Genomic DNA, 25039 nt, shown 5'->3' on the forward strand with positions numbered 1-25039 from the left:
CCGCGACACCTGGACCAACAACCACCCCCACGCCACCACCAAAGCCGCACTCCGAGCACTCAAACGACACCTCACCAACACCATCTACCAAGCACTCAAAACAGACTTGACATAGAAGCTTCTTTCGCAACTTTCAACGTTGCGAAAGTGGCTTTCGCAACACCTGTCTTGAGGTTGGAAGCCAAAGGGCGGCACCTTACGGCTCACGACCGCTTGGGAAGGTCCGCTTCTCTTAGCGAGCGCAGAACGCCGTGTCCAGCGCCTTGACGAGATGCGCCGACGCCCCGTCCGGCAGCGGGTCCATGTTGGCGACGACGTTCACTCGCTTCCCGTGCGGAACCGCCCCCGAGATGTTCGCGAAGCCGCGGAGATTCCCGCCGTGGCCCCAGAAAGTGCCGCCACAGGACAGCGGGACCGACGCGATCCCGAGTCCGTACGCGGCGCCGGGGATGCCCAGGTTCGCGGGAACGGTCCGCTGCAGCTCCGCCTGCTGTGCCCGGGGCAGAAGACGGCCGTCGGTGAGCGCGCCGTAGAAACGGTTCAGGTCTTCACCGGTCGAAACGATGCCGCCGGAAGCGCCGGCGAGCGACGGGTCCATTTCGGTGTAGTCGACGAGACCGGGCGCGTAGCCCCTGGCGTGCGGTGACGGCAGGCGCTCGTCGCCCCGCGGCGGCAGATAGGTGTCGCGCAGGCCGAGCGGCTTGGCGATCCTGCTCCGGATCTCCGCGGCGACCGAACGGCCGCTGAGCTTTTCGATGAGCATCCCGGCGATGACGTAGTTCGTGTTGGAGTACGCCCACTTCGTGCCGGGGTCGAAGTCCGGCGGATGCGCGAGGCCGACCGCCAGCAGCTCTTCGGGTTCGGCGCCGCGATGACGCCATTCGTCGACGTCGAGGTCGCGCACGTAGTTGTAGAGCCCGCTGGTGTGCTGGAGGAGCTGCCGGACGGTGATCTTGGTGCCGTCGTTGCCGTTCCCGCGCACGAGACCGGGCAGATACCGGTCGATCGGCGTGTCCAGCCGGACCTTTCCTTCGGCCACCAGTTGCAGCACCACCACGGCGACGAACGTCTTGGTGACACTGGCCGCCCGGAACTTCGCGTCGCGGGGGAACGGTGTCCGGGTTTCGACGTTCCCGACGCCTTCGCGCTCCGACCACGTCCGCCCGGACGCGCTCGTCACCGTCGCCTGCGCGCCCGGGACCCCGTCTTGCACCAGCGTCTTCAGCGCCTTGTCGACTTCGTCGCGCGGTCCGGTCACGGCGAGCGCCGGTGCGGCGGTGGTGGTGGCCAGCAGTGCGATCAGCGAGCCGACGGCGACGATCTTCTTACCTGGCAAGGTTTTCCGCATGATTCAAAGTTAGGGAGGCCGCGATCTGGCGGCCATGGGGCAGGCCCCCACCCCTCAACGGGGGCCTGCCCCACCTCGTCAGCGGAGGCGCAGAGCGCGCTTCAAGGTGCCGAAGAGGTCGGTCTGGTTGGTCAGTCCGACGATGTTCGCCGCCTGCGGTCCGTAGCCCGCGACGCGGATCTGCGTGCCGGTGTGGTCCTGCGACGAGCCCGGCATCCCGGTGCCGTAGTTGATCGTCATGTTCGCGCCCTCGTTGGTGACGAGGGTGGCGGTCTGGCCGGGGCTGACCGTGCCGTTGCCGATGATCTGGCTGGTGTGACCGTGGTCGCCGGTGACGATCACCAGGGTGTCGGGGTTGCTGCGGGCGTAGGCGAGCCCGGCCGCGACGGCCTGGTCGAAGTCGATCGTCTCACCGATCTGGCCGCACGGGTCGGCGGCGTGGTCCTGCTTGTCGATGCTCGCGCCCTCGACCTGGAGGAAGAAACCCTTGTCCTTGCGGCGGTCGTCGAGCAGCGAGATCGCCTTGCGGGTCTGGTCGGCCAGCTTCGGCTGCGTCTTGGGCAGCGCCGGGTTCGGGGTGCAGCGGGTCGGCGGGGTGCCGCCCTGCTTCGCGGCCGGACCGGTCCAGTTGACCGGCAGGTTGCCCGAGGCGAACAGGCCGAGCAGCGGCTTGCCGGGCTTGGCCGCGGCGAGGTCGGCCGCGGTGTTCACCACCTGGTAGCCCGAGGACTTCGCCTGGTCCAGCACGGTCTTGCCGGCGAACTTCCCGGCCTTCACCTGCTGGTCGAAGTACTTCGCGCCGCCGCCGAGCAGGACGTCCGGCTTGGTCTGGACCAGCTGCTCGGCGATGGACCCGGCGCCGCCGTTCTCCTTGGCGTTGGCCGCGCACTTCTTGCTGGTCTCGTCGGGGCCCTTGCAGTCGCGGTTGACGACGTGCGCGCCGAGCACCGCGGGGGTGGCGTCCTGGACCTCGGCCGTGGTGACGTCGCCGGTGCGCAGCCCCGAACGCTTGGCGATCTCGAGGATCGACGGGACCGCGTTGCCGTACGGGTCCACGGAAATCGCGCCGTTGTAGGTCTTCACGCCGGTGGCCCACCCGGTGCCGGAGGCGGCCGAGTCGGTCACGTAGTCGGGCTTCGACGGGTTGTTCTTCTCGACCGCGTACGTCGTGTAGTCACCGGTGAGCGGCAGTTCGTCCATCGCGAGCCGCCCGGCCGCGCCGCGTTCGTAGTTGCGCGCCGAGGTGATCTCGGACTGGCCCATGCCGTCGCCGATGAACAGGATGACGTTGCGGGCGCTGCCGCCCTTGATCGCGGCACGCACGTCCTGGGTGCGGTCGCCCTGCGCGGCCGCGAGGCGGGCGTCGTCGCCGGCGGCGAGCGCGGCGGGCGCCAGCGCGATCAGCGTGACGCCGAGCGCCCCGCCCGCGAGCCATTTGCGCCGTCCGGTGAACAGCGAAGCCATCGAAAATCTCCTTGGGATTACTGAGGATCAGGGCAGTCCCATTAGTCACCGCGCATGTGTGCGGCCGGGGATTTCCGGGTGAACACGGGAAGAACAGCGGCCGTCCGCTAGCGCAGGCTGTGACCCGGTGCGACGATGCCTGTCTCGTAAGCGAACACGACCGCCTGGCTGCGGTTGGCGGCGCCCAGTTTGCCGAAGATGTTGCCCACGTGGGTTTTGACGGTTTCGAGACTGATGACCAGATCGGCCGCTATGTCCACATTGGACATCCCGGTGGCGATGAGGCGCAGCACCTCGGTCTCCCGTTTCGTCAGCGAAGACGGACGGGGCGCGAGGCCCGACGCCGCCGGGCGTGCGGTGACCAGCCGCCGGATCGCGTCGGGGAACAGCAGCGTCTCCCCGGCGGCGATGGTCCGGATGGCGTGCGCGAACTCCTCCTTGCGCGCCCGCTTCAGCAGGAACCCGCTCGCGCCCGCCAGCAGCGCGTCGTAGATGTAGTCGTCGTTGTCGAACGTGGTGATCACGAGGACCTTCGGCGGTTCGGGCACTTCGGCCAGCACCCGCCGGGTCGCCTCGATCCCGTCGACGCCGGGCATGCGGACGTCCATCAGGATCACCTCGGGATGCGTCCGCCGCACCAGGTCGACCACCTCGCCGCCGTCGCCCGCCTCGCCGACCACGGTCAGATCGGGCTGGTTGTCCAGCAGCGAGCGCAATCCGGCGCGCAGCAACGGTTCGTCGTCGACGATCAGGACCCGCAGTGTCATGAGCGCGACCGTAGCGGGATCGTGGTGACCAGGCGCCACAGCGGTTCCCCGTCGATGGCGGGGCCCGCGACGAGTTCGCCGCGCAGCGCCTCGACGCGTTCGGTGAGCCCCGGCAGCCCGTTGCCGCCACGGCCGGACACGACCGCCTGCTCCATGAGCGGGTTCACGATCTCGATCCGCAGCGCGTCGGCGAGGACCGCGACCCGCACGGTCACCGGACCGGGGTGGGCGTGGCGCAACGCGTTCGTCAGTCCTTCTTGGACGATCCGGTACGCCTCCCGCGAAAGCGTCGCGGGCAGTTCGGCGGCGGGGCCGGTCAGCTCGTAGTCGATCACCGCTCCGCCGGATCGCGCCCGCTCGGCCAGCGTCGCGACTTCGATGAGGCGTCGTTCGGGTTCGCGGGACGACCGGTCGTCGCGCAGCAGGCCGAGCACGTGGTCGAGGTCTTCGAGCGCCGCCCGTGACGACTCCTCGATGGTGCCCAGGGCCTTGCGCACCAGCTGCGGTTCGGAATCGACCAGTTCGGCGGCCGCGGCGGCCTGGATGGTCGACGTCGTCAGCGTGTGGCCGATGGAGTCGTGCAGCTCGCGGGCCAGCCGGTTGCGCTGCTCGAAGTGGTTCGCCCGGACCTCGGCCGCGGCGACGCGCTCGGCGGCCGACGGCCCCAGCAGCGCGACCGCGCTGTACTGGAAGAGCTTGGTGAACCCGGCGAGGACGTACGCGATCACCACGAGGGTGAAGAACGCGATCGGCAGTGTCCACGCTCCGGCGACGCCGGGCTCGATCGTCACCTGCTCGCCGAAGATCGCGATGGGACTGCCGCCGCCTCCCGCCCACACCAGGGCCAGGACGACACCCAGGAACAGGAAGCAGCCGAGGCCGAACAGCACCCAGCCGAGCAAGGTGTGCACGAGCAGCCAGCCCGCCGAGCGCCAGCGCTCCGCCCAGGCGACCTTCGTGTTCGGCAGGGGCGAGGCGATCCGGGTGCCCAGCATCTGGTTGGAGAACCAGATGCCGACCCGCCGCATCGGTCCCGGCAGCCCGGCGAGCCCGACCAGCAGGCCCATCGCGAGCATGCCGTAGACCATCTTCGCCGTCGTGTCGCCCGGGGTGAGGACGGCGGGGATGATCGCGATCGGGAACGGGATCGCCGTGATCGCCATGCCGAGGAGCCCGAACGGCACGCTCCGGTAGCTGCCGATCCGCACCAGGGGTTTCAAGGGGTTGACCATGACGGGAACGCTATTCGGCGCCGCGTGCGCGCACCTCCCACTGCGGTGCCATTTCACGTCATCCTCAAGTCCTCCGACGACGGTCACAGCCGGTTAGCGGGCGTTAGCGGCGTCCTCCTACACTCGGGCGCGTGGCTCACCGACCTTTGATCGCACCCAGCATCCTCTCCGCGGACTTCGCCCGGCTCGGCGACGAGATCCGCGCCGTCGCGGGGGAGGGGGACACCCGCGCGGACTGGGTCCACGTCGACGTCATGGACGCGCACTTCGTGCCGAACCTGACCCTCGGCCTGCCCGTCGTGCAGTCGCTGATCAAGGCCACCGACGTCCCGATCGACTGCCACCTGATGATCGAGAACCCCGACAAGTGGGCCATCGGGTACGCCGAGGCGGGTGCCTACAACGTCACCGTGCACGTCGAGGCCGCGCACGACCCGATCGCGCTGGCGAAGAACCTCCGCGCCGCCGGGGCGAAGGCCGGCCTGTCGATCAAGCCGAACACCCCCATCGAAGACCACCTCGACACCCTCAAGCACTACGACACGCTGCTGGTGATGTCGGTCGAGCCCGGCTTCGGCGGGCAGTCGTTCATCGCGAGCGTCCTGGACAAGGTGCGCACCGCGCGGCGCCTGGTCGACACCGGTCACCTCAAGCTCGTCGTCGAGATCGACGGCGGGATCAACGCCGACACGATCGAGCAGGCCGCCGAGGCCGGTGTGGACTGCTTCGTCGCCGGTTCCGCCGTCTACGGCGCCGAAGACCCTGGTAAGGCTGTCGCGGCGCTGCGCGAGCAGGCGGCCCGCGTCCGCGGCTGATCCCGCCTCTTGATCCGCCATCGGGTCAGGAGAAGGAATCGGCCCGAGTGGGTGTTGGATGGGGGGAGCACCGTTTCCAGCGACGGTGCGACGCAGGAGGAGGGCAGCAGGAGTGTTCACCGGCATTGTCGAGGAGCTCGGCGAGGTCACCGCGGTCGAGCAGGTCCCGAACGCCGCGCGGCTGACCGTACGGGGGCCGCTGGTGACCAGCGACGCCGGTCACGGCGACTCCATCGCGGTGAGTGGCGTGTGCCTCACCGTGGTCGCGGTGGCGGGCGGTGAGTTTACCGTCGATGTCGTGCACGAGACCCTGCAGCGCTCCAGCCTCGCGAAGGTGAACGTCGGCGACGTCGTCAACCTGGAACGCGCGACGCCGGCGGGCGGCAGGCTCGGCGGGCACATCATGCAGGGCCATGTGGACGGAACCGGCGTCTTCCTCAAGCGGGACGAGCAGGGACTCACCTCGTTCGCCCTGCCGGGCAGACTGGCCAGGTACGTGGTCGAGAAGGGGTCGATCGCGGTCGACGGCATCTCCCTCACGGTCGCCGCGGTGACCGACGAGGAGTTCTCCGTCGCCCTGATCCCGACCACGCTCGAACTGACCACCCTCGGCCGGAACCAGCCGGGTGACCTGGTGAATCTCGAGGTCGACGTGGTCGCCAAGTACGTCGAAAAGCTGGCCATGCCGCACCTGCGCACGCAGGGGGACAATGGCGGTACGGAGGAGCGGGCGTGAGCGAGACGAGTGCGATTCCGGGGTCGGCTGATCTGACCCCCTGTGGAGGCGGGGTGGCCGTGAACGCCGATGCCATCGAGGCGGCGATCGCCGACATCAAGGCGGGCCGTCCGGTCGTCGTGGTGGACGACGAGGACCGCGAGAACGAAGGCGACCTGATCTTCGCCGCGGAGAAGGCCACGCCGGAGCTGATGGCCTTCATGGTGCGCTACACCTCGGGGTACGTCTGCGTGGCGCTGACCGAGGCCGAGGCGGACAGGCTCGACCTGCCGCCGATGTACCACACGAACCAGGACCAGCGCGGCACCGCGTACAGCGTCACGGTCGACGCAGCCGAGGGCATCACCACCGGCATCTCCGCGGCCGACCGCTCGCACACCGTCCGCCTGCTCGCCGACCCGGCGTCCACGGCGTCGGACTTCCGGCGTCCCGGTCACGTGGTCCCGCTGCGTGCCAAGCAGGGCGGCGTCCTGCGGCGGCCCGGGCACACCGAAGCCTCCGTCGACCTGGCCCGCCTCGCCGGGCTTTCGCCGTCCGGCGTGCTCTGCGAGATCGTGTCGCAGAAGGACGAGGGCGACATGGCCCGCCGCGACGAACTCGAAGTCTTCGCCGCGGACCACGACCTCAAGATGATCACCATCGCCGACCTGATCGCGTACCGGCGGCGGACCGAGAAGCAGGTCGAGCGGGTCGCCGAGGCGCGCATCCCGCTGGCGGCGGGCACGTTCCGCGCGGTCGGGTACGACAGCCTGCTCGACGGCATCGAGCACATCGCGTTCGTCTACGGCGAGATCGCCGACGGCGAGGACATCCTGGTCCGCGTGCACTCCGAATGCCTCACCGGCGACGTCTTCGGCTCGCTGCGCTGCGACTGCGGCCCGCAGCTGGAAGCGGCTTTGGAGGCCGTCGCCAAGGAAGGCCGCGGCGTCGTGCTCTACATCCGCGGTCACGAGGGCCGCGGCATCGGGCTGCTGCACAAACTGCAGGCCTACCAGCTGCAGGACGCCGGCGCGGACACCGTCGACGCGAACCTGCAGCTCGGCGTCCCCGCCGACGCGCGTGACTACGGCACCGGCGCGCAGATCCTGTGCGACCTCGGCGTCCGCTCGATGCGACTGCTGACGAACAACCCGGCCAAGCGCGTCGGGCTCGAGGGGTACGGCCTGCGGGTCAGCGGCCGGGTGTCGCTGCCGATCTCGCCGAACCCGGAGAACCTGCGCTACCTCAAGACCAAGCGGGACCGGATGGGGCACGACCTGTCCCAGCTGGAGCACTACGACCAGGTCGGCGCCGAGGTCGACAAGGGCAACGGAGGTGGCACGCGGTGAGCGGCGAAGGCCGTCCGGACGTCGAACTCGACCTGTCCGACTGTAAGAACATCCGGCTCGGGATCGTGGCCACGCGCTGGCACACGAAGATCACGAGTGCCCTGCTGGACCGCGCCCTCGAGGCGGCCAAGGCGGCCGACCTGGAGGAAGAGCCGACCGTCGTCCGCGTCGCGGGCGCCGTCGAACTGCCCGTCGCCGCGCAGGCACTCGCCCGCACGCACGACGCCGTCGTCGCGCTGGGCGTGGTCGTCCGGGGCGGGACACCGCACTTCGAGTACGTCTGCGACGCGGTCACCGCGGGCCTGACCAGGGTGGCGCTCGACGAGAGCACCCCGGTCGGCAACGGCGTGCTCACCTGCGATACCGAACAGCAGGCCCTCGACCGGTCCGGCCTGCCCGGCTCCGTCGAGGACAAGGGCTACGAAGCGACCGTCGCCGCACTGGACGCCGCGCACGCCTTGCGGAACCTGCGCCAGCCGTGGACCGAGCGGGGCTTCGTGTGAGCGTCGAGGCGGATGTGATGACAGAGTCCGAGGTCGTGGTGGTGCGGCCCCGCCGCGCCATGGTGATGTGCTCGGTTCTGGCGGTGATCCTGCTGGCGACGTTCGTGGTCGTCGCGGTCCTGCTGCGCGGCTCGGACACCGGCGTGATCTTCCAGCCGTCCGACCAGGCGGCGATGATCGGCATCGGCGTCCTGCTCGCCGCGGGCACGATGCTGTTCGCGACCGCGCGCGTGAAGGCCGACGCCGACGGCATCGAGGTCCGGAACGTGCTGATGACCAAGAAGTTCGCGTGGAGCGAAGTGCTTTCGGTGAGCTTCCCCGACGGCGCTTCGTGGGCGCGGCTGGAACTTCCGGACGACGAGTACTACTCGGTCATGGCCGTGCAGGCGGTGGACCGGGACCGCGCGGTGGCCGCGGTGCGGGCGCTGCGGCGGCTGCACAAGGCGGCGTGGAACGGCTGACGCCTTTCCCGCCTTCTCCGGCGTGCTATGAAAGGCCCGTTACTTGCAAAATTTGCAAGTAACGGGCCTTTCATAGCGTTCGGGACCTTCAAAGCGCGAAATCCACCACGACCGGAGCGTGATCCGAGGGACCCTTCCCCTTCCGCGCGTCACGGTCCACATAGGAATCCGTCACCCCGCCCGCGATCCGGCTGTCGGCGTACACGAGGTCGATCCGCATTCCCTTGTTGTTCGGGAAGTTCCCGGCCCGGTAGTCCCAGTACGTGAACGGGTGGTCGTACTTCAGCGGCCGCGGGAACACGTCGGACAACCCGAGGTCCCGCAGGGCCGCGAGCGCCTTCCGCTCCGGTTCGGTCACGTGCGTCGATTCGGCGAACACGCCGATGTCCCAGACGTCCGCGTCGGCGGGCGCGATGTTGAAGTCGCCGAGCACCGCGAACGGCAGCCCGCGCGACTGCTCCTCGCGCACCGTCGCCTCCAGTGCCGAGAGCCAGGCGAGTTTGTAGTCGTAGTGCGGGTTCTCGAGGTCGCGCCCGTTGGGCACGTACACCGACCACAGCCGCACCCCGCCGCAGGTGGCGCCGATGGCGCGCGCGTCGGTCTTGTCCTCGAAGGTGGGCTCGCCGGTCAGCCCGCGTGTGACGTCCTCCAGCCCGACGCGGGACACGATGGCGACGCCGTTCCATCGCCCGATGCCGTACGCGGCCGTCTCGTAGCCCGCCTCCCGCACGGCGTCGAACGGGAAGGCGTCCGTGCCGCTCTTGAGTTCCTGCAGGCACAGGACGTCCGGTTGTACCGAGCCGAGCCACTCCAGCACCCTCGGCAGCCGGGGCCCGATCGAGTTCACGTTCCAGGTCGCGATCCGCATGCCCGCGAGCGTCCCACACCCCACCGACACGTCCACGCGAAAGGGCCCCTCCGAGACGGGTCGCGTCTCGGAGGGGCCCCACCGGGGTGTGAGGTCAGACCCCGGCGGTCGTGCGGATCCAGGAGCGGGCCGAAGCGACGCTGCCGTAGTTGTTGGTGCCGCGGGTGTTCGAGCCGCTCTGGTTCTGCACGGTCGAAGCGACGCCGACCTGGACGCCGTTGGAGACCTGGGGGCCGCCCGAGTCGCCCTTCCACGCCGAACCGTTGATGCCGACGCTCTGGATGGCCGGGCCGCCGTAGGCGTCGGACGAGCTGCCGCTGACGCGGACGTTGGCCACCTTCAGCGCCGAGGCGGGCGGGCCGGTCGGGGTCTCACGGCCCCAGCCGTAGAGCTGGTTCGTGCTGCCGACCGACGGGTTCGAGCTGGCCAGGGTGATCGGCGTGACACCGGCGTCCGAAGCCAGGTGCAGCAGCGAGATGTCGGAACCGGCGGGCGAGGACACCTTGCGGTCGACGGCGATCACGCGGCCGCCCTGCAGGGCGTTGCTGCCGACGCGGACACGCATGCCGCTGCCGTCGGAGTCGAGGCAGTGCTTGGCGGTCAGCACCCAGCGCTGGGCGATGACACTGCCGGAGCAGTTGAACCCGTCCCACTGACGGCCGGGGGTGTTGACGTAGACCTGGGCGCCCCAGCTCACGGTGGGGGCGGTGCCGCCGCCCACGATGTTGGGCTGGACACCGGTGGGGGTGCCCGCGGAGGCGACCGCGCCGGCGGTCATGGTGAGGGCTGCGGCGGCGAGGGTGGCGGCGCCCAGCGTACGAAGACGGCTCACGGTGCAGGAGTCCTTTCGAGCGTCATCTGACGAAGAACCGAGTGAAGTGGAACTGGGACGGAAAGTAATCACCCTGTTCACCCGCTAGGAACCAACGAACGTCGGTTCCGGCCGAATACCCGACTTAGGTCGGTATGGGTGGCGAAAGACTTACCGGATCGTGGGAACGGCCACTCGAAGGATTGACCGGAGCCGGTCTAAGGGCGGGGGCCCGTAAGACTGTCGGTGCTGCCCCATAGGCTTGACGGCGTGGCTGACCCGACCACCTACCGTCCCTCGCCGGGGAGCATCCCGGACGCCCCTGGCGTGTACAAATTTCGTGACGCCACGAAGAGGGTCATCTATGTCGGCAAGGCGAAAAGCCTCCGCAGCAGGCTGAACTCCTACTTCGCCGACATCACGGGCCTGCACCCGCGCACGCGCCAGATGGTGACGACGGCGGCGAGCGTCGAGTGGACCGTGGTCGGCACCGAGGTCGAGGCACTCCAGCTCGAGTACAACTGGATCAAGGAGTTCGACCCGCGGTTCAACGTCCGCTATCGCGACGACAAGAGCTATCCGATGCTCGCCGTCACGATGAACGAGGAGTACCCGCGCCTGCACGTCTATCGCGGCGCGCGCAAGAAGGGCGTGCGGTACTTCGGGCCGTACGCGCACGCCTGGGCCATCCGCGAAACGCTCGACCTGCTGCTTCGCGTATTCCCGGCGCGCACCTGCTCGGCAGGCGTCTTCAAACGGCACGGCCAGATCGGCAGGCCCTGCCTGCTCGGCTACATCGGCAAATGTTCCGCGCCCTGCGTCGGCAAGGTCTCCGCCGACGAGCACCGCGGCATCGTCGAGGACTTCTGCGACTTCCTCGCCGGCCGCACCGACGCGCTGATCCGCCGCCTGGAACAGGAAATGGCGGCCGCGTCCGAAGAGCTCGAGTTCGAGCGCGCCGCCCGGTTGCGCGACGACCTCGGCGCGCTCCGGCGGGCGATGGAGAAGCAGGCGGTGGTGCTCGGCGACGGCACGGACGCCGACGTCGTCGCCTTCGCCCACGACGAACTCGAGGCCGCGGTCCAGGTCTTCCACGTGCGCGGCGGCCGGGTCCGCGGCCAGCGCGGGTGGGTGATCGACAAGGCCGAGGAAATGGACGTCAAGGACCTCGTCGACCATTTCCTCACACAGTTCTACGGCGAAGAGGCCGAACGCGCGGACGATCCCGAACTCGGGTCGCCGGTGCCGCGCGAGGTGCTCGTCCCCGAACTGCCCGCGGACGCGGAAGCGCTCGGCGAGTGGCTTTCCGGGCTGCGCGGTTCGAGGGTGAGCCTGCGGGTGCCGCAGCGCGGCGACAAACGCGCCCTCGCCGAGACGGTGACGCGCAACGCCGGCGAGGCCTTCACCCAGCACAAACTGCGCCGCGCCGGTGACCTCACCGCGCGGTCGGCCGCGCTCGCGGAACTGCAGGACTACCTGGCGCTGGAAACCGCGCCGCTGCGCATCGAATGCGTCGACATCAGCCATATCCAGGGCAGCGACGTGGTCGCGTCGCTCGTGGTGTTCGAGGACGGCATCCCGCGCAAGTCCGAGTACCGTCGCTTCGCCCTGCGCGAGGCCGCGGAGGAAGGCGACGTCGCGTCGATCGCCGAGGTCGTCCGCCGCCGCTTTTCCCGTTATCTCAAGGAAAACGCCGAAGCGGTCGACCCGGATCGTCCGGGCATCGACCCGGAGACCGGTAAGCCGCGCAAGTTCGCCTACGCGCCGAACCTGCTCGTCGTCGACGGCGCGGGCCCGCAGGCCACCGCGGCCGCGGACGTCCTCTCCGAACTGGGCGTCACCGATGTCGCCGTCGTCGGCCTGGCGAAGCGGCTGGAAGAAGTGTGGCTGCCGGGCGATCCCGATCCGGTGATCCTGCCGCGCACCTCCGACGCGTTGTATCTGCTGCAACGGCTGCGCGACGAGGCGCACCGATTCGCCATCCGTTACCACCGGGAGAAGCGGTCCAAGCGGATGCAGGTGTCCGCATTGGACGGTGTGCCGGGACTGGGGCAAGCTCGTCGTACCGCGCTGATCAAGCATTTCGGCTCGGTGAAGAAACTCCGCGAAGCAAGACTCGAGGAGATCGAGGCGGTGCCCGGCTTCGGCAGGCGCACCGCCGAAGCGGTCGTCGCGGCGCTGGCAGGGGAGCCGGCGCAGACGGCGGGGGAGTCCAGTACGTGATCGGGGAAAGGACCATCGTGAGTGCGCAAGAAGAAGGCCGCGGTTCCGGAATGGAGGTCGCGGTCGTCTCAGGACTGTCCGGAGCAGGCCGCAGTACCGCCGCGAAATGCCTGGAGGACCTGGGCTGGTTCGTGGTGGACAACCTGCCGCCCGAGCTGATCGCCACCATGGTCGAGCTCGGCGCGCAGGCGCGGGGCGCGATCACCAAGGTCGCCGTGGTGATGGACGTGCGCTCGCGCGCGTTCACCGACGACCTGGCGTCGGTCATCAAGGATCTCGACGCCCGCGGGTACAAGCCGCGCGTGCTGTTCCTGCAGGCCACCGACGCGGTGCTGGTGCGCCGGTTCGAGGCCGTCCGCCGCGGGCACCCGATGCAGGGTGACGGCAGGCTCGCCGACGGCATCACCGCCGAGCGCACGCTGCTGGAGCCGCTGCGCGAAGAAGCCGACCTCGTGCTCGACACGTCGTCGCTTTCGGTGCACGACCTGCGCGCCAAGATCGAGGACGCCTTCGGTTCCGAGGCCAGCACGCAGACTCGCGTCACCGTGCTCTCGTTCGGGTACAAGTACGGCCTGCCGATGGACGCGGACCTGGTGATGGACGTCCGGTTCCTGCCGAACCCGTTCTGGATCCCGGAACTGCGCGACCACACAGGTCTCGAAGGCGAAGTCCGCAACTACGTGCTCAGCCAGGAAGGCGCGGACGAGTTCCTCGACCGCTACCACCAGCTGCTGCGCCTGATCGGCGCGGGCTACAAGCGCGAGGGCAAGCGCTACCTGACGCTGGCCGTCGGCTGCACCGGCGGAAAGCACCGCAGTGTCGCCATTTCCGAAGAACTCGCCCAGCGTCTGTCCAATGAGGACGGTATGGCCGTGAAGGTGGTGCACCGCGACCTTGGCCGCGAGTGAGCCGCGAGCGGTCGCACTGGGTGGCGGGCACGGCCTGCACGCCACTCTCACCGCGTTGCGCCGGGTGACCTCGCAGGTCACCGCCGTGGTCACCGTCGCGGACGACGGGGGCTCGTCGGGCAGGCTGCGCCGGGAACTGGGGCTGCTGCCGCCGGGTGACCTGCGGCAGGCCTTCGCCGCGTTCGCCGCCGAAGACGGCGGAACCCTGTGGGCGGAGGTGTTCCAGCACCGCTTCGGCGGTGACGGCGCGCTCGCCGGGCACGCGGTCGGGAACCTGCTGCTGGCCGGATTGTTCGAGGTGCTCGGCGATCCGGTCGCGGCGCTCGACGAGGCGAGCAGGCTCATGGGCATCTCCGGCCGCGTCCTGCCGATGTCACCCGAACCGCTGGAAATCCAGGGTGAGGTTTCGGGTCTCGACGTCGAGAACCCCGAGGCGCTCCGGCGGATCCGCGGTCAGGTGGCGGTGGCGACCACGCCCGGTCAGGTGCACCGGATCAGCCTGCACCCGGCCGGACAGGCCGACCGGCCGCCGCGCGGATGCCCGGAGGCGATCGAAGCCGTGCTCGGCGCGGACGTCGTCTTCCTCGGCCCGGGGTCGTGGTTCACCAGTGTGCTGCCGCATCTGCTGGTGCCGGATCTGCACGACGCGCTGCTCCGGACGGACGCCACGAAGGTGGTCATCCTCAATCTGATCCCCCAACCGGGGGAGACGGCGGGATTCTCTCCGGAGAAGCATTTGGACGTACTCTTCGAACACGCCCCGCGATTGCGGGTGGACGCGGTCATCGCGGATCGGGACTCGGTGCCCTCACCAGCCCGGTTGCGGGACGCGGCCGGGAAACTCGGCGCGCGGGCGTTGCTGGGGGCGGTGGCTGACCCGGTCGTGACGGGGCGGCATGATCCTGATGCGCTCGCGAGCTGTATGCGGGACGCTCTCGGTCTCACCGGGGGAGGAGCTGAAGGTATGGAGGGGCAGCGATGGCGATGACCGCCGCCGTGAAGGACGAGCTGAGCCGGCTTGAGATCACCAAGATCGGCCCGCGCCGCGCGGAGGTCGCGTCGATGCTGCGATTCGCGGGCGGGCTGCACATCGTGGCCGGCCGCGTCGTGGTGGAGGCCGAACTCGACACCGGATCGGTGGCGAGGCGGCTGCGCAAGGAGATCCACGAACTGTACGGACACCAGTCCGACGTCCACGTCATCTCTTCCAGCGGGTTGCGCAAGGGCACGCGGTACGTCGTCCGGGTGGTCAAGGACGGTGAGGGCCTCGCCCGGCAGACCGGCCTGATCGACCAGCGCGGCCGCCCGGTGCGCGGACTGCCCGCCGCTGTCGTGTCCGGTGGCGTCGCCGACGCGGAGGCCGCCTGGCGTGGCGCCTTCCTGGCGCACGGTTCGCTCACCGAACCCGGCCGCTCGTCGTCACTCGAAGTCACCTGCCCCGGCCCCGAGGCCGCGCTGGCGCTCGTCGGCGCCGCCCGGCGGATGGGCATCCAGGCCAAGTCGCGCGAGGTCCGCGGCGCGGACCGCGTCGTCGTGCGCGACGGTGACGCCATCGGTGCCCTGCTGACCCGCCTCGGCGCCCACACGAGCGTGCTCGCGTGGGAAGAGCGGCGGATGCGCCGCGAGGTGCGCGCCACCGCGAACCGGCTCGCGAACTTCGACGACGCCAACCTGCGGCGCTCGGCCCGCGCGGCCGTCGCGGCGGCGGCCAGGGTCGAGCGGGCGCTGGACATCCTCGGCGAGTCCGCCCCGGATCACCTGCTCGCCGCGGGCAAACTGCGGCTGTCGAACCGGCAGGCCTCGCTCGAAGAGCTGGGCCAGCTGTCCGACCCGCAGATGACCAAGGACGCCGTCGCCGGCCGCATACGCCGCCTGCTGGCGATGGCCGACAAGAAGGCGAAGGAACAGGGCATCCCGGACACCGAATCCGCCGTGACCCCGGACATGCTGGAAGAAGACGAAGCCTGACCCACCCCTCGCGTTTAGTCCTCTAGTTGCGATAGATGCACACGCGATCATCGCAACTAGAGGACTAAATGCGAGGCTCAGGGCTCTCGGGGGCGCCAGTGAGCGAGCTGTTCCCGGACCTTTTCCGTTTCCGGATGCCGATCGCCCCGGACCTCGAGCGAGTCGTCGAGGAGTAACGCCCACTCCGAGAGCGCTTCGGTGATCTGACCGGCTTTGGCGCGAACCAGCGCCTGGCCGAATCGGAGATCGAGGACGTCGGGATGCCGGTCGCCCAGTCGTTCCCGCGCTTCGGCCAGCAACTGTCCGTACTCCAGCACCGCTGAGGGCGCGTCCTCGGTCAGTGCGCTCCAGAAAGCGATGTTGTGCCGGACGTGCATCACGATCACGTCATCGCCCAACGCGTTCTTCGCCCGTGGCAACAGTTCCCGGCTCAAGCGCAGAGCTTCCGCGCCATCGCCGGTCTTGCCGGTCGCCACGGCGAGGAAATGCCGGGCATGGATCGTCTCGCGGTGACTCGGGCCCAGTGTGCCGGTCGCGTCCTGGACCAAGGTCTCGAAAGTGGCGCGAGAATCCTCCGGGCGGCCCAGCTCGCCCAGCAGATGACCGACGTTGTTGCGGAGGCTCAGTACGTCTTCGTCGCCCGCGCCCACCGCTTCGACGGCGACCGGCAGCAGGGCCTCGAACCGCGCGAGCGCCCCGGTCAGGTCACCCGCCTTGCCTACCCAGGTCGCGTGCCGGGCCTTGCACCGCAAGGTGATCCGGTGCGTCTCCCCGAGTTCCCGTTCCGCCCGCCGGGCCCACGCCGCCCAGCTTTCCCGGTTCTCCACCGGGATCCCCGACGCCCGGCGCTCCACCGAGGCGAGCGCGTCCTCGTGCAGCCCGGCGAGCCACAGGAACTCGGCTTCGTTGGTGGCCGCATACGCCTGTTCCAATGTCGGCTCCTCGTCCCCGGCCGCCGGTTCCACGTCCGCGGTCGCGCCCGCCAACCGGGCATGCAGAGGGGGCGTCACGTCGGGCTGGGGACCGGTCCACAGGACGGTCTCGGTCGGCAGTCCGGGCTGCGTCCGGCGGATCGCGGTGCGGAGACCGGCGAGGACGTCGCGGACGTGCACCGCCTTGGCCGGGCCGCCGCTCGCGGCGCTCGCCTCGGTCAGGATCGAGATCGGGATCGGGCCGCGGTCGGCCGCGAGGCACAGCAGGTCCAGCAGGACCGCCCGCTCGGGCCGGGGTGAGGGCAGCGAGCCGGTGTCCTCATCGGCCTCCGGCCACTGCTCCTCCAGGCCGACGCTGATGAAGGTGACCGTCGAGTCGCCGAGCCGGACCACGTCGCGGTGCGCCAGCTCGGCGTTCAGGACCCGCCGCTTGTTGACGAAGGTGCCGTTGGCGGAATCGAGATCGGTCAGCCACGCGGTCATGCCGTCCCAGCGGATTTCGCAGTGCATCCGGGAAACACGCGAGTCGCCGAGGTGCAGCGTGGCGCGACGGCTGCGGCCGAGTGTCGTGAACCCGTAGGAGAGTTCGTGATGAACGGTCGCCTTGCCGGGGACGTCGGCGATCAGCGTCGCGGGGGTGAGTCTCGGCGAAGTCGGCGAGTCGTCTCCCTGCTGAGACCGGATCTCGCGCGCCGGTCGTGGTGCGGGCTTGCCGGGCCGGTCCGACGGCCGGATCACCGGATGCGGGACGGGCAAGGGGATCAGGCGGACCACGGTTGCCCCCGGAAGGTCCTCCGGGGTCCGCGTCGCCACCACCGTCTTGACCCACGGCAACTTCGGATCGGTGGACAGGCTCCGCAGGAGGCCGGTCAGGCGCGAGGCGACGTCGGGGTCGAGATCGTCCAGGCCGTCCACCGCGATCCGCACCGGGCTGGCGGTCCACTGTGGAGTGATCGTCTTCAGCGGGCCGAGGATCGCCAGATCGAAAGCGCTTGCGCCGCTTCGCGTGCTGTCATCGAGGCCGTTCAGGAACTTCTCACGGGACTCGGCGAACCACGGGACCGTGTGCTCGAGCTGGCGGGCCAGTTCCCGCGCGATCCGTTCCGCGGTCTGCCCGCGGGCGGCGAACAGGACGGCGTGCAGGAAGTCCGGCGGCACATAGGATCCGGCCACGGACGGCCGGGCGAGCGCGGCCAGCATGGCCGACTTCCCCGCACCGGCGCCCCCGGCGATCGTGACCAGGCGGGCGCCGGTGAGCAGATGCCCGACGGTCTCCCCGAGTTTCGGATTCTGCCGGTAGCCCGCGGTCAGCCGTTCGATGTCGGGAGCCGCGGGGTTGCCCGCCAGCGGCGAACGGCGCCACGCGGGGGAGGAGTTGAGCGCGAGCCACAGTCCCTGATCGGCGCCGATCACCTCGCGGGTGCCGTCGAATCCGAGGTGGACGGCGGTCTGCGCCGGGCACAGGCCGGTGATGACCCGCTTGAGATCCGCGCAGCGGACGTGCTCGCCGAAACTCGTGTGCCCCGAGCGCAGCACGGTGACCAGCGAGCGGCTGAAGCAGCCGTTGGCCGCCACGCGATCGTCGGACGCGGTGAGCAGGTCGAACCGCCTGCCCGCTTCGCCGACGATCCGCAGCCATCGCCTGCCCGCCTGGATCGCGCCGATGCCCGCGTGGCACGTGTCAAGCAGGATGACCAGGCCGTCGAGCGTGGAGTAGCGGCCGAGCAGTTCCTTGATCCGCTGGGCGAACAGGAACGACTTCCTGCTGTCCACCGGCAGGCTGGTTTCCTTGGTGAGGAAGTAGAAGTCGTCGTCGGCGTATTCGCCGTGCCCGACGAGCGACAGGAAAAGCGTCGCCTCGTCCTCCGACGCGCGTTCGAACGCCTCGGCGAGTGCGTCGTCGAGTTCGACCATCGTCGGGTCGACGAGCAGGCCGCGGCCGTCCGCGAGCGCGGGGACACAGCCGCCGATCCCGGGATCCTGCAACGCCGCCGAGACCTCGCGTCCGACGTCGGGGAGGAAGGAAAGCAGGTTCAGCGAATCGCATTGCGACGCGACGACCAACGATCTCCGCTCTCCCACGGAGATCACCTTGTCGCATCGGCGGTGCACCGGCAAGCACTTCGGCGATACTGGTCGCATGGCTCGGATCGTTCTGGTGCACGGCATCGCCCAGGAACAGAAGTCCGCGGACACCCTGGAGGCGGAATGGCTGCCGAGTCTCGCGGGCGGCGCCCGGCTCGCCGGCGACCCCGCGCTGGCCGACACCCTGTGGCGCGACGCCCGGCCGGGCGACGCCAGGATGGCTTTCTACGGCGACCTTTTCCTCCGCGACGGTCAGCAGGGCGGCGATGACGAACTGACCGCCGAAGAGTGGTGGCTCGCCGAGGCCCTGGCGGGGGAATGGCTGCGGAACGCGGCGATTTCGGCGTCCAGAGAGACGGATCGGGACAGGGCGAAGGCCGAACTGGCGCGACTGGGCGGAACCTCCGAGGAGTACCAAGGTGTGCGCGCCGCGGCCCGGCCGGTGCTGAACGCGCTGGTCCGGCTGCGGCCGTTCGCGAAGCTCGGGGTGGCGTTCGCCGAACGTGTCGTGGTGAAGGCGCTCAGGCAGGTGACGCTGTATCTCACCGACGAGACGATCCGGAAACGCGTGCAGGAACGGGTCGCCGAGCACCTCGGCCCGGAGACCGAGGCGATCATCGGGCATTCGCTCGGTTCGGTCGTCGCGTACGAGGCCGCCCATCTGCACGGCCGCCCGCTGCCGTTGCTGCTCACCCTGGGCTCGCCGCTCGGGCTGCGCACGGTGGTCTACGAGCGGACCCGCCCGCAGCCGCCGTCCGTCCCGCCCGGCGTCGCGCGCTGGGTGAATCTGGCCGACCGGGACGACCTCGTCGCCGCGCGTCCGGACCTCACGCCGCTGTTCCCCGGCGCCGACGGTGTCCTGGACAGCGGGTACACCGTCGACAACGGGGCGAAACCGCACGAGGCGGCGTTCTATCTGGCGAAACGCCGGACCGGCGAAGTCCTTTCCGCGGCGCTGGCCTAGACGCTCACCGCCCTGGCCTCCGCGGGCTGCCAGCCCGGAGGGCCGAACACGTAGCCGAGTTTGTCCCGCCACGATCCGGCCGCGCGGACGTCACGCAGGATCGAGCCGTACTCGTGGAAGCCGACCTTGAGCAGGTTGTGGGACTCGACGTTCTTGGTCAGCCCGTAGGTGGGCCGCTTGCCCTCGGGGACGAAGCTGCCGAACATCCGGTCCCAGATGATCAGGATGCCGCCGTAGTTCGCGTCCAGGTACTCCTGGTCGCTGCCGTGGTGCACACGATGGTGTGAAGGAGTGTTGAACACGTACTCGAACCAGCGCGGCAGCTTCCGGATCTTCTCGGTGTGCACGAAGAACTGGTAGACGAGGTCGATCGACAGGCCGGTGAGGATCATCCACGGCGGGATGCCGGCGAGGGCCAGGATCGACCAGAACGGCAGCTGGAAGTACGGGGTCCACTTCTGCCGCAGCGCCGTCGAGAAGTTGTAGTGCTCACTCGAATGGTGGACCTGGTGGCCCGCCCACATGATCCGGACGCGGTGGCTCGCCCGGTGGTAGGCGTAGAAGACGATCTCCTGGCCCAGCAGCATCAAGACCCAGGTCCACCAGTCGTGCGGGCTGAACTTCACCGGCGCCAGTTCGTAGAGCGCGGCGAACACGAACAGCATCGCGATACGGAAGACGCCGTTGATCACGACCGCCACCGCGCCCATGGACATGCTGGTCCGGGTGTCCTTGACGCTGTAGCCGATGACGTTGTCGTCGTGGCCCAGCACGTGCAGCGCGAGGATCTCGATCGCGACGAACAGCAGGAACACCGGTGTCGCCATCAGCACCGGGTCACTCAGATGGGCCAGAAAATCCGCCACCGCACCGCACCCTCTTCCAGTCTCGCCGTCGAGATCTGACCTTTAGGTAACTTACCCTAGGGTCATTTACCTCAGGGTAAGATAACCGCCGTGACAGAAGCAAGGGCCGTCGGCACGAAGGGCATGCCCCGCGAAGAGCGGGAGACGCAGATCGTGCGCGCCGGTACGGAGGAGTTCGGCAAGAACGGGTACGCCGGGGCGTCGATGGTGGAGATCGCCCGCCGGGTCGGTGTCACGAAACCCTTGCTGTACCAGTACTTCGGCTCGAAGGACGGGCTGTATCTCGCCTGCCTGCACCGGGCGGGGGACAGGCTGACCGAAGGGGTCGCCGAGACGATGGCGGCGGAGGGGGAACCACCGGAGCGGATGCCGCTCGCGGTGCTTTCGGCCATCTTCGAGACGTTCGACAACGACCGGTACGCCTGGAAGCTGCTCCGCGATCCGACGGTGCCCTCGACCGGGGAGATCGCCGGGGTCGCGGTCGACTACCGCTACCGGCTCGACGGGTTCGCCCTGATCGGCGCGGCCCAGCTGATGCGCTCGCGCGGGCTGGACGACGAACGCGACATCGAGGCGATCGCCCAGGTGTGGACGGGGGTGGTCGATTCGCTGATCAGCTGGTGGATCGAGCAGCCGGATCAGGACGCCGCGGCGATGACCGAGCGGTGTTCGCGGATCATGCGGAATCTGTTCGGCTGGTGAGCGCCGAAACCGCGGCCTCGCAGTCGGTGAAGGCGAGCGGCGGGCGGTCGGTCAGCGGGAACCAGGCGTACTCGGAGTTCTCCTCCGACAACACGATTTCCGCGTCCGGCGGGAGTTCGCAGGTGAAGGCGAGCCCGATGGTCCGCCATCCGGTGTCGCCGTAGACCGACGGGTACGACCCGGCGAACCGGAGGTTCACGAGTTCGCAGCCGATTTCTTCGAGTCCTTCGCGGACCAGGTTCTGTTCGGCGCTCTCGGCGCCGGAGAGGAAGCCGCCGACGGTGTCCCAGCTGCCCTTCTCGGGCTCGTGTTCCCGGCGCAGCAACAGGATCCGGTCGCCGTCGAGGATGAGGCCGACCGTGGTCGGCAGCGGGTTGTCGTACTTGGTGAAGCCGCAGGCGGGGCATTCGGCGTGGGTCTCCTGGCCGTGCCCGGCGAGCCGCGTCCGCTCGCCGCAGCGAGGGCAGAACGTCCAGTCCTTCACCGGCCGAAGCCTAGCGGCCGGTGAAGGACCCGGACATCAGGAACTCACGGGTTCGGTGAACCGATCAGAACCACCACTGGTTCTTGGCGCCCGCGACGTAGTCCCACAGCTGCACGACGCCGCCGTCACGGCCCGCCGTACCGAGGTCGGAGTCGAGGTAACGGCCGCTGCGCACGTTCTGCAGGCGCAGGAAGCCCTCGGGGTTCTCGGTCACGGTGAACCACTGGTTCGAGCCGCCCGCCACGTAGTCCCAGAGCTGGACCTTGGTGCCGTTGCGGTTGATCGAGCCGAGGTCGGCGTCCAGGTAACGTCCGTTGTGGACGTTCTGGAAGCGGTAGTGCCCCTCCGGAATCTGGGTGATGTACCACGCCTGGTTGGCCGGAATGGTGTTGTCCGGGTTGATGATGCAGGTCCAGAGCTGGACCTTGGTGCCGTTGCCGTTGATGGTGCCCAGGTCCGCGTCCAGGCAGCGGCTTTCGTCGGAAGCCGGGCCGAGCAGGTACGCCTGCTGCTGCGCGCTGAAGCCGGCACCGCGGACGTTCGCGGGACGCAGCGACAGCTGACCGAGATCGACGCGCTCGTCCGCCTGGGCGGCGGGCGCGCTGAACAGCGCCGAGAACCCGGCGAGGACGGTCATGGACACGAGGAACCGCTTCAGGTTACGCATTCTTCTCCCCAGTTCGCCGCAGGTGTCTCAACTGGGCCCCGACCAGGACAGCCTGCTTGACCATGATCCTGCCGGTCCGCTGACGCCGCGTCAACGAGGTTGTTTCCCACGAAAACGCCACCCCGCCGGGAAATCCCGGACGAGGTGGCGATTCCCGGCTCGGGTGGATACGGGCGGGGTGTCCGGCGCCGCTCCGGACACCCCGCCCGCGACTCAGGACGCGGCGTTGGAATTGCCGCGCAGTTTGACGTTGGCCGTCGAGGCGTTCTTGATCGCCGTCTCGATCTGCGCCATCGTCGAGGACGAGGTCAGGCCCGGCACCGTCGCCGTGTTCAGCGCGTAGAGCGTGAACGTGTAGGGATGGCTGGAGCCGCCGGGGCAGGGGCCGAAGTACTTCTGCGCGTTCGCCCCGCTGCCCATGGCCTTCTGCTTGGCGCCGTTCTGGTTCGGCACGGCGAAGCCCGAGCCCAGCCCTTCCGGGAGCGACGTGGCCGACGCCGGGACGTCCCAGATCGCCCAGTGCAGTTTGTTCCCGTTGTTGGCCACGTCGGCGAAGACGACGGCGTACCCCTTGGCGCCGGTGGTCCCGGCACCCCACGCCAGCGGCGGGGAGGTGTCCTGGCCCGCGGTGCCGTCGCCGGCGCAGGTGTACTTGGCCGGGATGGACGCGTTGTCGGCGAACGCGGAACTGGCCAGCTTGAACGCTCCCGGCTGCGAGGAACCGGGGAACTTCAACCGCACCACCACGTTGTCGATCCCGCTCGGCGTGCCGCCGTTCTTGTCCGCGTTGGTCGAGGTGACCCACAGGCCACCGTCCGGGGTCTTGGTGACCGAGCGGAGCCTGCCCCAGCGGCCGGAGAACAGCGACTGCACCGGGCCGACGCCGGTGCCCGCCGCGTTGATCTGGGTGGCGAAGAGCTGCTCGCTGGTGACGGCCGCGACGTAGACCCAGTCGTTGACGATCTCGATCCCGCTCGGCCCGCCGGAACTGGTCGGCCAGGTCTTCTTCGGCGCGACAGTGCCTCCGCAGGAGCCGTCGGTGCCTTCGCACTGGGGCCAGCCGAAGTTGCCGCCCTTCTGGATCAGGTTGAGCTCGTCCAGCTTGCCGTCGCCGAACTCCGAGGCCCACAGCTGGCCGCGGGAATCCCAGGCGAGGCCCTGCGGGTTGCGGTGCCCGAAGCTCCAGACGTACCGGGCGTTGCCGCCGGTGGAGAAGAACGGGTTGTCGCCCGGCGCCGAACCGTCGGGGTTGACGCGCAGGATCTTCCCGTTGAGCGAACCCTTGTTCTGCGCGGTGTCCTTGTTCTGCCCGTCGCCCGCGGTGACGTAGAGCTTGCCGTCCGGGCCGAAGCGGATCCGTCCGCCGTTGTGGTAACGGTTCTTCGCGATCCCGGTGAGCACCGGCGTCGACGTCGAGGACAGCGTCCCGTTGTCGTAGGTCATCTTCACGATCCGGTTGTCGCCGGAAGCCGTGTGGTACAGGTAGATCGCGTGATCGGTGGCGTAGTTCGGCGAGATCGCGATGCCGAGCAGCCCGCCCTCGCCGTTGGTGCCGACAGCGCCGGGAACCTTGCCCACCGTGGTCTTCTGGCCCGACGGGGTGATCCGCAGGATCTCGAACCGGTCCCGTTCGGTCGCCAGCGCCGTGCCGTCCGGCAGGAAGTCGACGGACCAGGCGAGGTCGGCCTTCGTGATGTCCTTGTCGTACTCGGGAATCCCGCCGCCCGCGTTGCCGCTCGTCTTCGCGGTCAGTGCGTTGCTCGCGCCGGAAGCATTGCCGTCGAGGTCACGCGCCTTCACCGTGAACGTGTACGACGTGTTCGCCGTCAGCCCGGTGATCGTCGCTTCGAGCGAAGGTGTCGTCGCGACCTTCGTCGTGCCCTGGTAGACGTCGTAGCCCGCGATCGTGCCGCTGTTGTCGGTGGAAGCGTTCCACGCCAAGGAGACACTGTTCGCCGTCACCGACGTCGAGCGCAGGTTGCCCGGCACGGTGGGCGGTGTGGTGTCCCCGCTGGACGGTGTCGTGAACTGCACGACATTGCTTTGCTGCGAAGGGTTCCCGGCCGCGTCGAAGGCGCCGACCGAGATGTCGTAGGCCGTGTTCGGCTGCAGGTTGTCGACGGTCGTGGTGAGCGTGTTCCCGTCGACGGTCTTGAGGACATTGCCGCCGCGCATGACGTCGTAGCGGACCACGCCGACGTTGTCGGTCGCGGCTTCCCAGGTGAAGGTGGCGCTGCGGGCCTTGACGTCCTTGGCGGCCAGGTTCTTCGGCGGGGTCGGCGCTTCCGCGTCGAGCACTCCGCTCGCGGTGAGCTTGTCCGCGTTGGGCCCGCCGTTGGCGGTCGTCGAGGTGGTGCGGATCCTGTTGGCCCCGGCGGCCAGCGTGACGTCCTTGGTGACGGTCTTCCAGGTGGTCCACGCGCCGGTGCCGGGGAAGGAAAGCGTTCCGGAGGCGGTGCCGTTGACACTCAGCGAGACCGGCCTGTCGACCGTGGTTCCGTTGGCATAGCGGAAAGTCAGCGTCTGGGTTCCGGCCTGCGCGGCGTTCACCGTGTACTCGACATAGCTGCCGGCGACGTTGTCGAAGTTCACGAACCCGGTGCCGGAATAGCCCGCGTGGTTCGCTTCGACGGCGCCCTGGGAGATGGTCGCGAGTTCGGATTCGTGCTCGGTCGGTGCCGCGCCGGCGGGCAGAGCCGGCAGGACGGCGAAGGTCATCGCCGTCGCGGCGGCACACGTGAGAAGCGCGCGCCACGGTGGTCGGGGTGCCACTGGAGCCTCCATGCGTGAAGTCGGGGTCGGGAGGGTGCAACGGCGGACCGGGCGGACCCGGCGGGGGAGTGGGAGTTTTAGTTAGGAAACTTTCCTATCTATGGTTCAGATCACACACCAGCGGGTGCTTCGTGT

The 25039-nt window shown here is 69.3% G+C and carries 22 protein-coding genes; 11 read left to right on the forward strand and 11 right to left on the reverse strand.

From position 1 onward, the window contains the following. Positions 1–232: 232 nt before the first annotated feature. The 4 genes from ACLJPX_RS41680 to ACLJPX_RS41695 all read right to left on the reverse strand — a co-directional run bounded on the left by ACLJPX_RS41680 (position 233) and on the right by ACLJPX_RS41695 (position 4811). Positions 233–1348 carry a serine hydrolase domain-containing protein gene (locus ACLJPX_RS41680; RefSeq protein ID WP_410605699.1) on the reverse strand — a complete coding sequence of 372 codons (1116 nt, stop codon included), beginning with the start codon at positions 1346–1348 and terminating at the stop codon, positions 233–235. Positions 1349–1426: 78 nt separating this feature from the next. Further along, complete coding sequence (gene phoA, locus ACLJPX_RS41685) at positions 1427–2812, reverse strand: alkaline phosphatase (protein WP_101606749.1); 1386 nt, start codon at positions 2810–2812, stop codon at positions 1427–1429. Between the two features lie 107 nt (positions 2813–2919). After that, positions 2920–3579: a response regulator gene (locus tag ACLJPX_RS41690; RefSeq protein ID WP_410605700.1), complete on the reverse strand. Its 660-nt coding sequence runs from the start codon at positions 3577–3579 to the stop codon at positions 2920–2922. Further along, positions 3576–4811, reverse strand: a complete 1236-nt coding sequence (locus ACLJPX_RS41695) for a sensor histidine kinase (RefSeq protein WP_410605701.1) — start codon at positions 4809–4811, stop codon at positions 3576–3578. The genes ACLJPX_RS41690 and ACLJPX_RS41695 overlap by 4 nt, the downstream gene beginning before the upstream one ends. A gap of 146 nt (positions 4812–4957) precedes the next feature. On the opposite strand from ACLJPX_RS41695, the gene rpe reads away from it, so the two are divergent. From rpe to ACLJPX_RS41720, 5 genes are all read left to right on the forward strand, one after another. Continuing rightward, on the forward strand, positions 4958–5626 hold the full coding sequence (gene rpe, locus ACLJPX_RS41700; RefSeq protein ID WP_410605836.1) for a ribulose-phosphate 3-epimerase: 669 nt from the start codon (positions 4958–4960) through the stop codon (positions 5624–5626). Between the two features lie 112 nt (positions 5627–5738). Next, a complete protein-coding gene (locus ACLJPX_RS41705; protein WP_101606753.1) occupies positions 5739–6362 on the forward strand; it encodes a riboflavin synthase in 624 nt (207 codons plus the stop codon). Between the two features lie 53 nt (positions 6363–6415). Continuing rightward, the gene (locus ACLJPX_RS41710; protein WP_410605837.1) at positions 6416–7690 is read left to right on the forward strand and encodes a bifunctional 3,4-dihydroxy-2-butanone-4-phosphate synthase/GTP cyclohydrolase II; all 1275 of its coding nucleotides are present in this window, start codon (positions 6416–6418) and stop codon (positions 7688–7690) included. Beyond that, on the forward strand, positions 7687–8193 hold the full coding sequence (gene ribH, locus ACLJPX_RS41715; RefSeq protein WP_101606755.1) for a 6,7-dimethyl-8-ribityllumazine synthase: 507 nt from the start codon (positions 7687–7689) through the stop codon (positions 8191–8193). The genes ACLJPX_RS41710 and ribH overlap by 4 nt, the downstream gene beginning before the upstream one ends. A gap of 17 nt (positions 8194–8210) precedes the next feature. Further along, complete coding sequence (locus ACLJPX_RS41720; RefSeq protein WP_410605702.1) at positions 8211–8654, forward strand: PH domain-containing protein; 444 nt, start codon at positions 8211–8213, stop codon at positions 8652–8654. Positions 8655–8742: 88 nt separating this feature from the next. Here the strand turns inward: ACLJPX_RS41720 and ACLJPX_RS41725 are convergent, their stop codons facing one another. Beyond that, entirely contained in the window at positions 8743–9522 is a 780-nt protein-coding gene (locus ACLJPX_RS41725; protein ID WP_410605703.1) for an exodeoxyribonuclease III, read from the reverse strand. Positions 9523–9616: 94 nt separating this feature from the next. After that, positions 9617–10354 (reverse strand): S1 family peptidase, encoded by a 738-nt coding sequence (locus tag ACLJPX_RS41730; protein WP_101606756.1) that lies wholly within the window; start codon positions 10352–10354, stop codon positions 9617–9619. Positions 10355–10603: 249 nt separating this feature from the next. Here ACLJPX_RS41730 and uvrC point away from each other — a divergent pair, with 249 nt between their 5' ends. Genes uvrC through whiA form a run of 4 tightly spaced genes read left to right on the forward strand, consistent with a single transcriptional unit; the run spans position 10604 to position 15432 of the window. After that, a complete protein-coding gene (gene uvrC, locus ACLJPX_RS41735; protein WP_410605704.1) occupies positions 10604–12556 on the forward strand; it encodes an excinuclease ABC subunit UvrC in 1953 nt (650 codons plus the stop codon). 50 nt (positions 12557–12606) lie between these two features. Beyond that, a complete protein-coding gene (gene rapZ, locus ACLJPX_RS41740; protein WP_101606758.1) occupies positions 12607–13464 on the forward strand; it encodes an RNase adapter RapZ in 858 nt (285 codons plus the stop codon). Further along, on the forward strand, positions 13451–14452 hold the full coding sequence (locus ACLJPX_RS41745; protein WP_101606759.1) for a uridine diphosphate-N-acetylglucosamine-binding protein YvcK: 1002 nt from the start codon (positions 13451–13453) through the stop codon (positions 14450–14452). The genes rapZ and ACLJPX_RS41745 overlap by 14 nt, the downstream gene beginning before the upstream one ends. Further along, the gene (whiA, locus tag ACLJPX_RS41750; RefSeq protein WP_061980674.1) at positions 14443–15432 is read left to right on the forward strand and encodes a DNA-binding protein WhiA; all 990 of its coding nucleotides are present in this window, start codon (positions 14443–14445) and stop codon (positions 15430–15432) included. The genes ACLJPX_RS41745 and whiA overlap by 10 nt, the downstream gene beginning before the upstream one ends. A gap of 77 nt (positions 15433–15509) precedes the next feature. On the opposite strand, the gene ACLJPX_RS41755 is transcribed toward whiA, so the two are convergent. Then, positions 15510–18446 carry an FHA domain-containing protein gene (locus ACLJPX_RS41755; RefSeq protein ID WP_410605705.1) on the reverse strand — a complete coding sequence of 979 codons (2937 nt, stop codon included), beginning with the start codon at positions 18444–18446 and terminating at the stop codon, positions 15510–15512. Positions 18447–18504: 58 nt separating this feature from the next. Between ACLJPX_RS41755 and ACLJPX_RS41760 the strand changes: the two genes are divergently transcribed. Further along, positions 18505–19413 carry a hypothetical protein gene (locus ACLJPX_RS41760; protein WP_410605706.1) on the forward strand — a complete coding sequence of 303 codons (909 nt, stop codon included), beginning with the start codon at positions 18505–18507 and terminating at the stop codon, positions 19411–19413. Here ACLJPX_RS41760 and ACLJPX_RS41765 read toward each other — a convergent pair. Beyond that, positions 19410–20279 carry a sterol desaturase family protein gene (locus ACLJPX_RS41765; RefSeq protein ID WP_410605707.1) on the reverse strand — a complete coding sequence of 290 codons (870 nt, stop codon included), beginning with the start codon at positions 20277–20279 and terminating at the stop codon, positions 19410–19412. The two genes, ACLJPX_RS41760 and ACLJPX_RS41765, sit on opposite strands and share 4 nt — an antisense overlap. A gap of 90 nt (positions 20280–20369) precedes the next feature. Here ACLJPX_RS41765 and ACLJPX_RS41770 point away from each other — a divergent pair, with 90 nt between their 5' ends. Then, positions 20370–20981, forward strand: a complete 612-nt coding sequence (locus ACLJPX_RS41770; protein WP_410605708.1) for a TetR/AcrR family transcriptional regulator — start codon at positions 20370–20372, stop codon at positions 20979–20981. Here the strand turns inward: ACLJPX_RS41770 and ACLJPX_RS41775 are convergent. From ACLJPX_RS41775 to ACLJPX_RS41785, 3 genes are all read right to left on the reverse strand, one after another. Then, positions 20956–21465 carry an NUDIX domain-containing protein gene (locus tag ACLJPX_RS41775; protein WP_410605709.1) on the reverse strand — a complete coding sequence of 170 codons (510 nt, stop codon included), beginning with the start codon at positions 21463–21465 and terminating at the stop codon, positions 20956–20958. The genes ACLJPX_RS41770 and ACLJPX_RS41775 overlap by 26 nt on opposite strands. 64 nt (positions 21466–21529) lie before the next feature. Beyond that, a complete protein-coding gene (locus ACLJPX_RS41780; RefSeq protein ID WP_410605710.1) occupies positions 21530–22132 on the reverse strand; it encodes an RICIN domain-containing protein in 603 nt (200 codons plus the stop codon). Positions 22133–22345: 213 nt separating this feature from the next. Next, the gene (locus tag ACLJPX_RS41785; RefSeq protein WP_410605838.1) at positions 22346–24850 is read right to left on the reverse strand and encodes a PQQ-dependent sugar dehydrogenase; all 2505 of its coding nucleotides are present in this window, start codon (positions 24848–24850) and stop codon (positions 22346–22348) included. Between the last annotated feature and the right edge of the window lie 189 nt (positions 24851–25039).

Origin of the sequence: Amycolatopsis sp. lyj-90 (assembly GCF_046549035.1) — a bacterium.
Lineage (GTDB): Bacteria > Actinomycetota > Actinomycetes > Mycobacteriales > Pseudonocardiaceae > Amycolatopsis.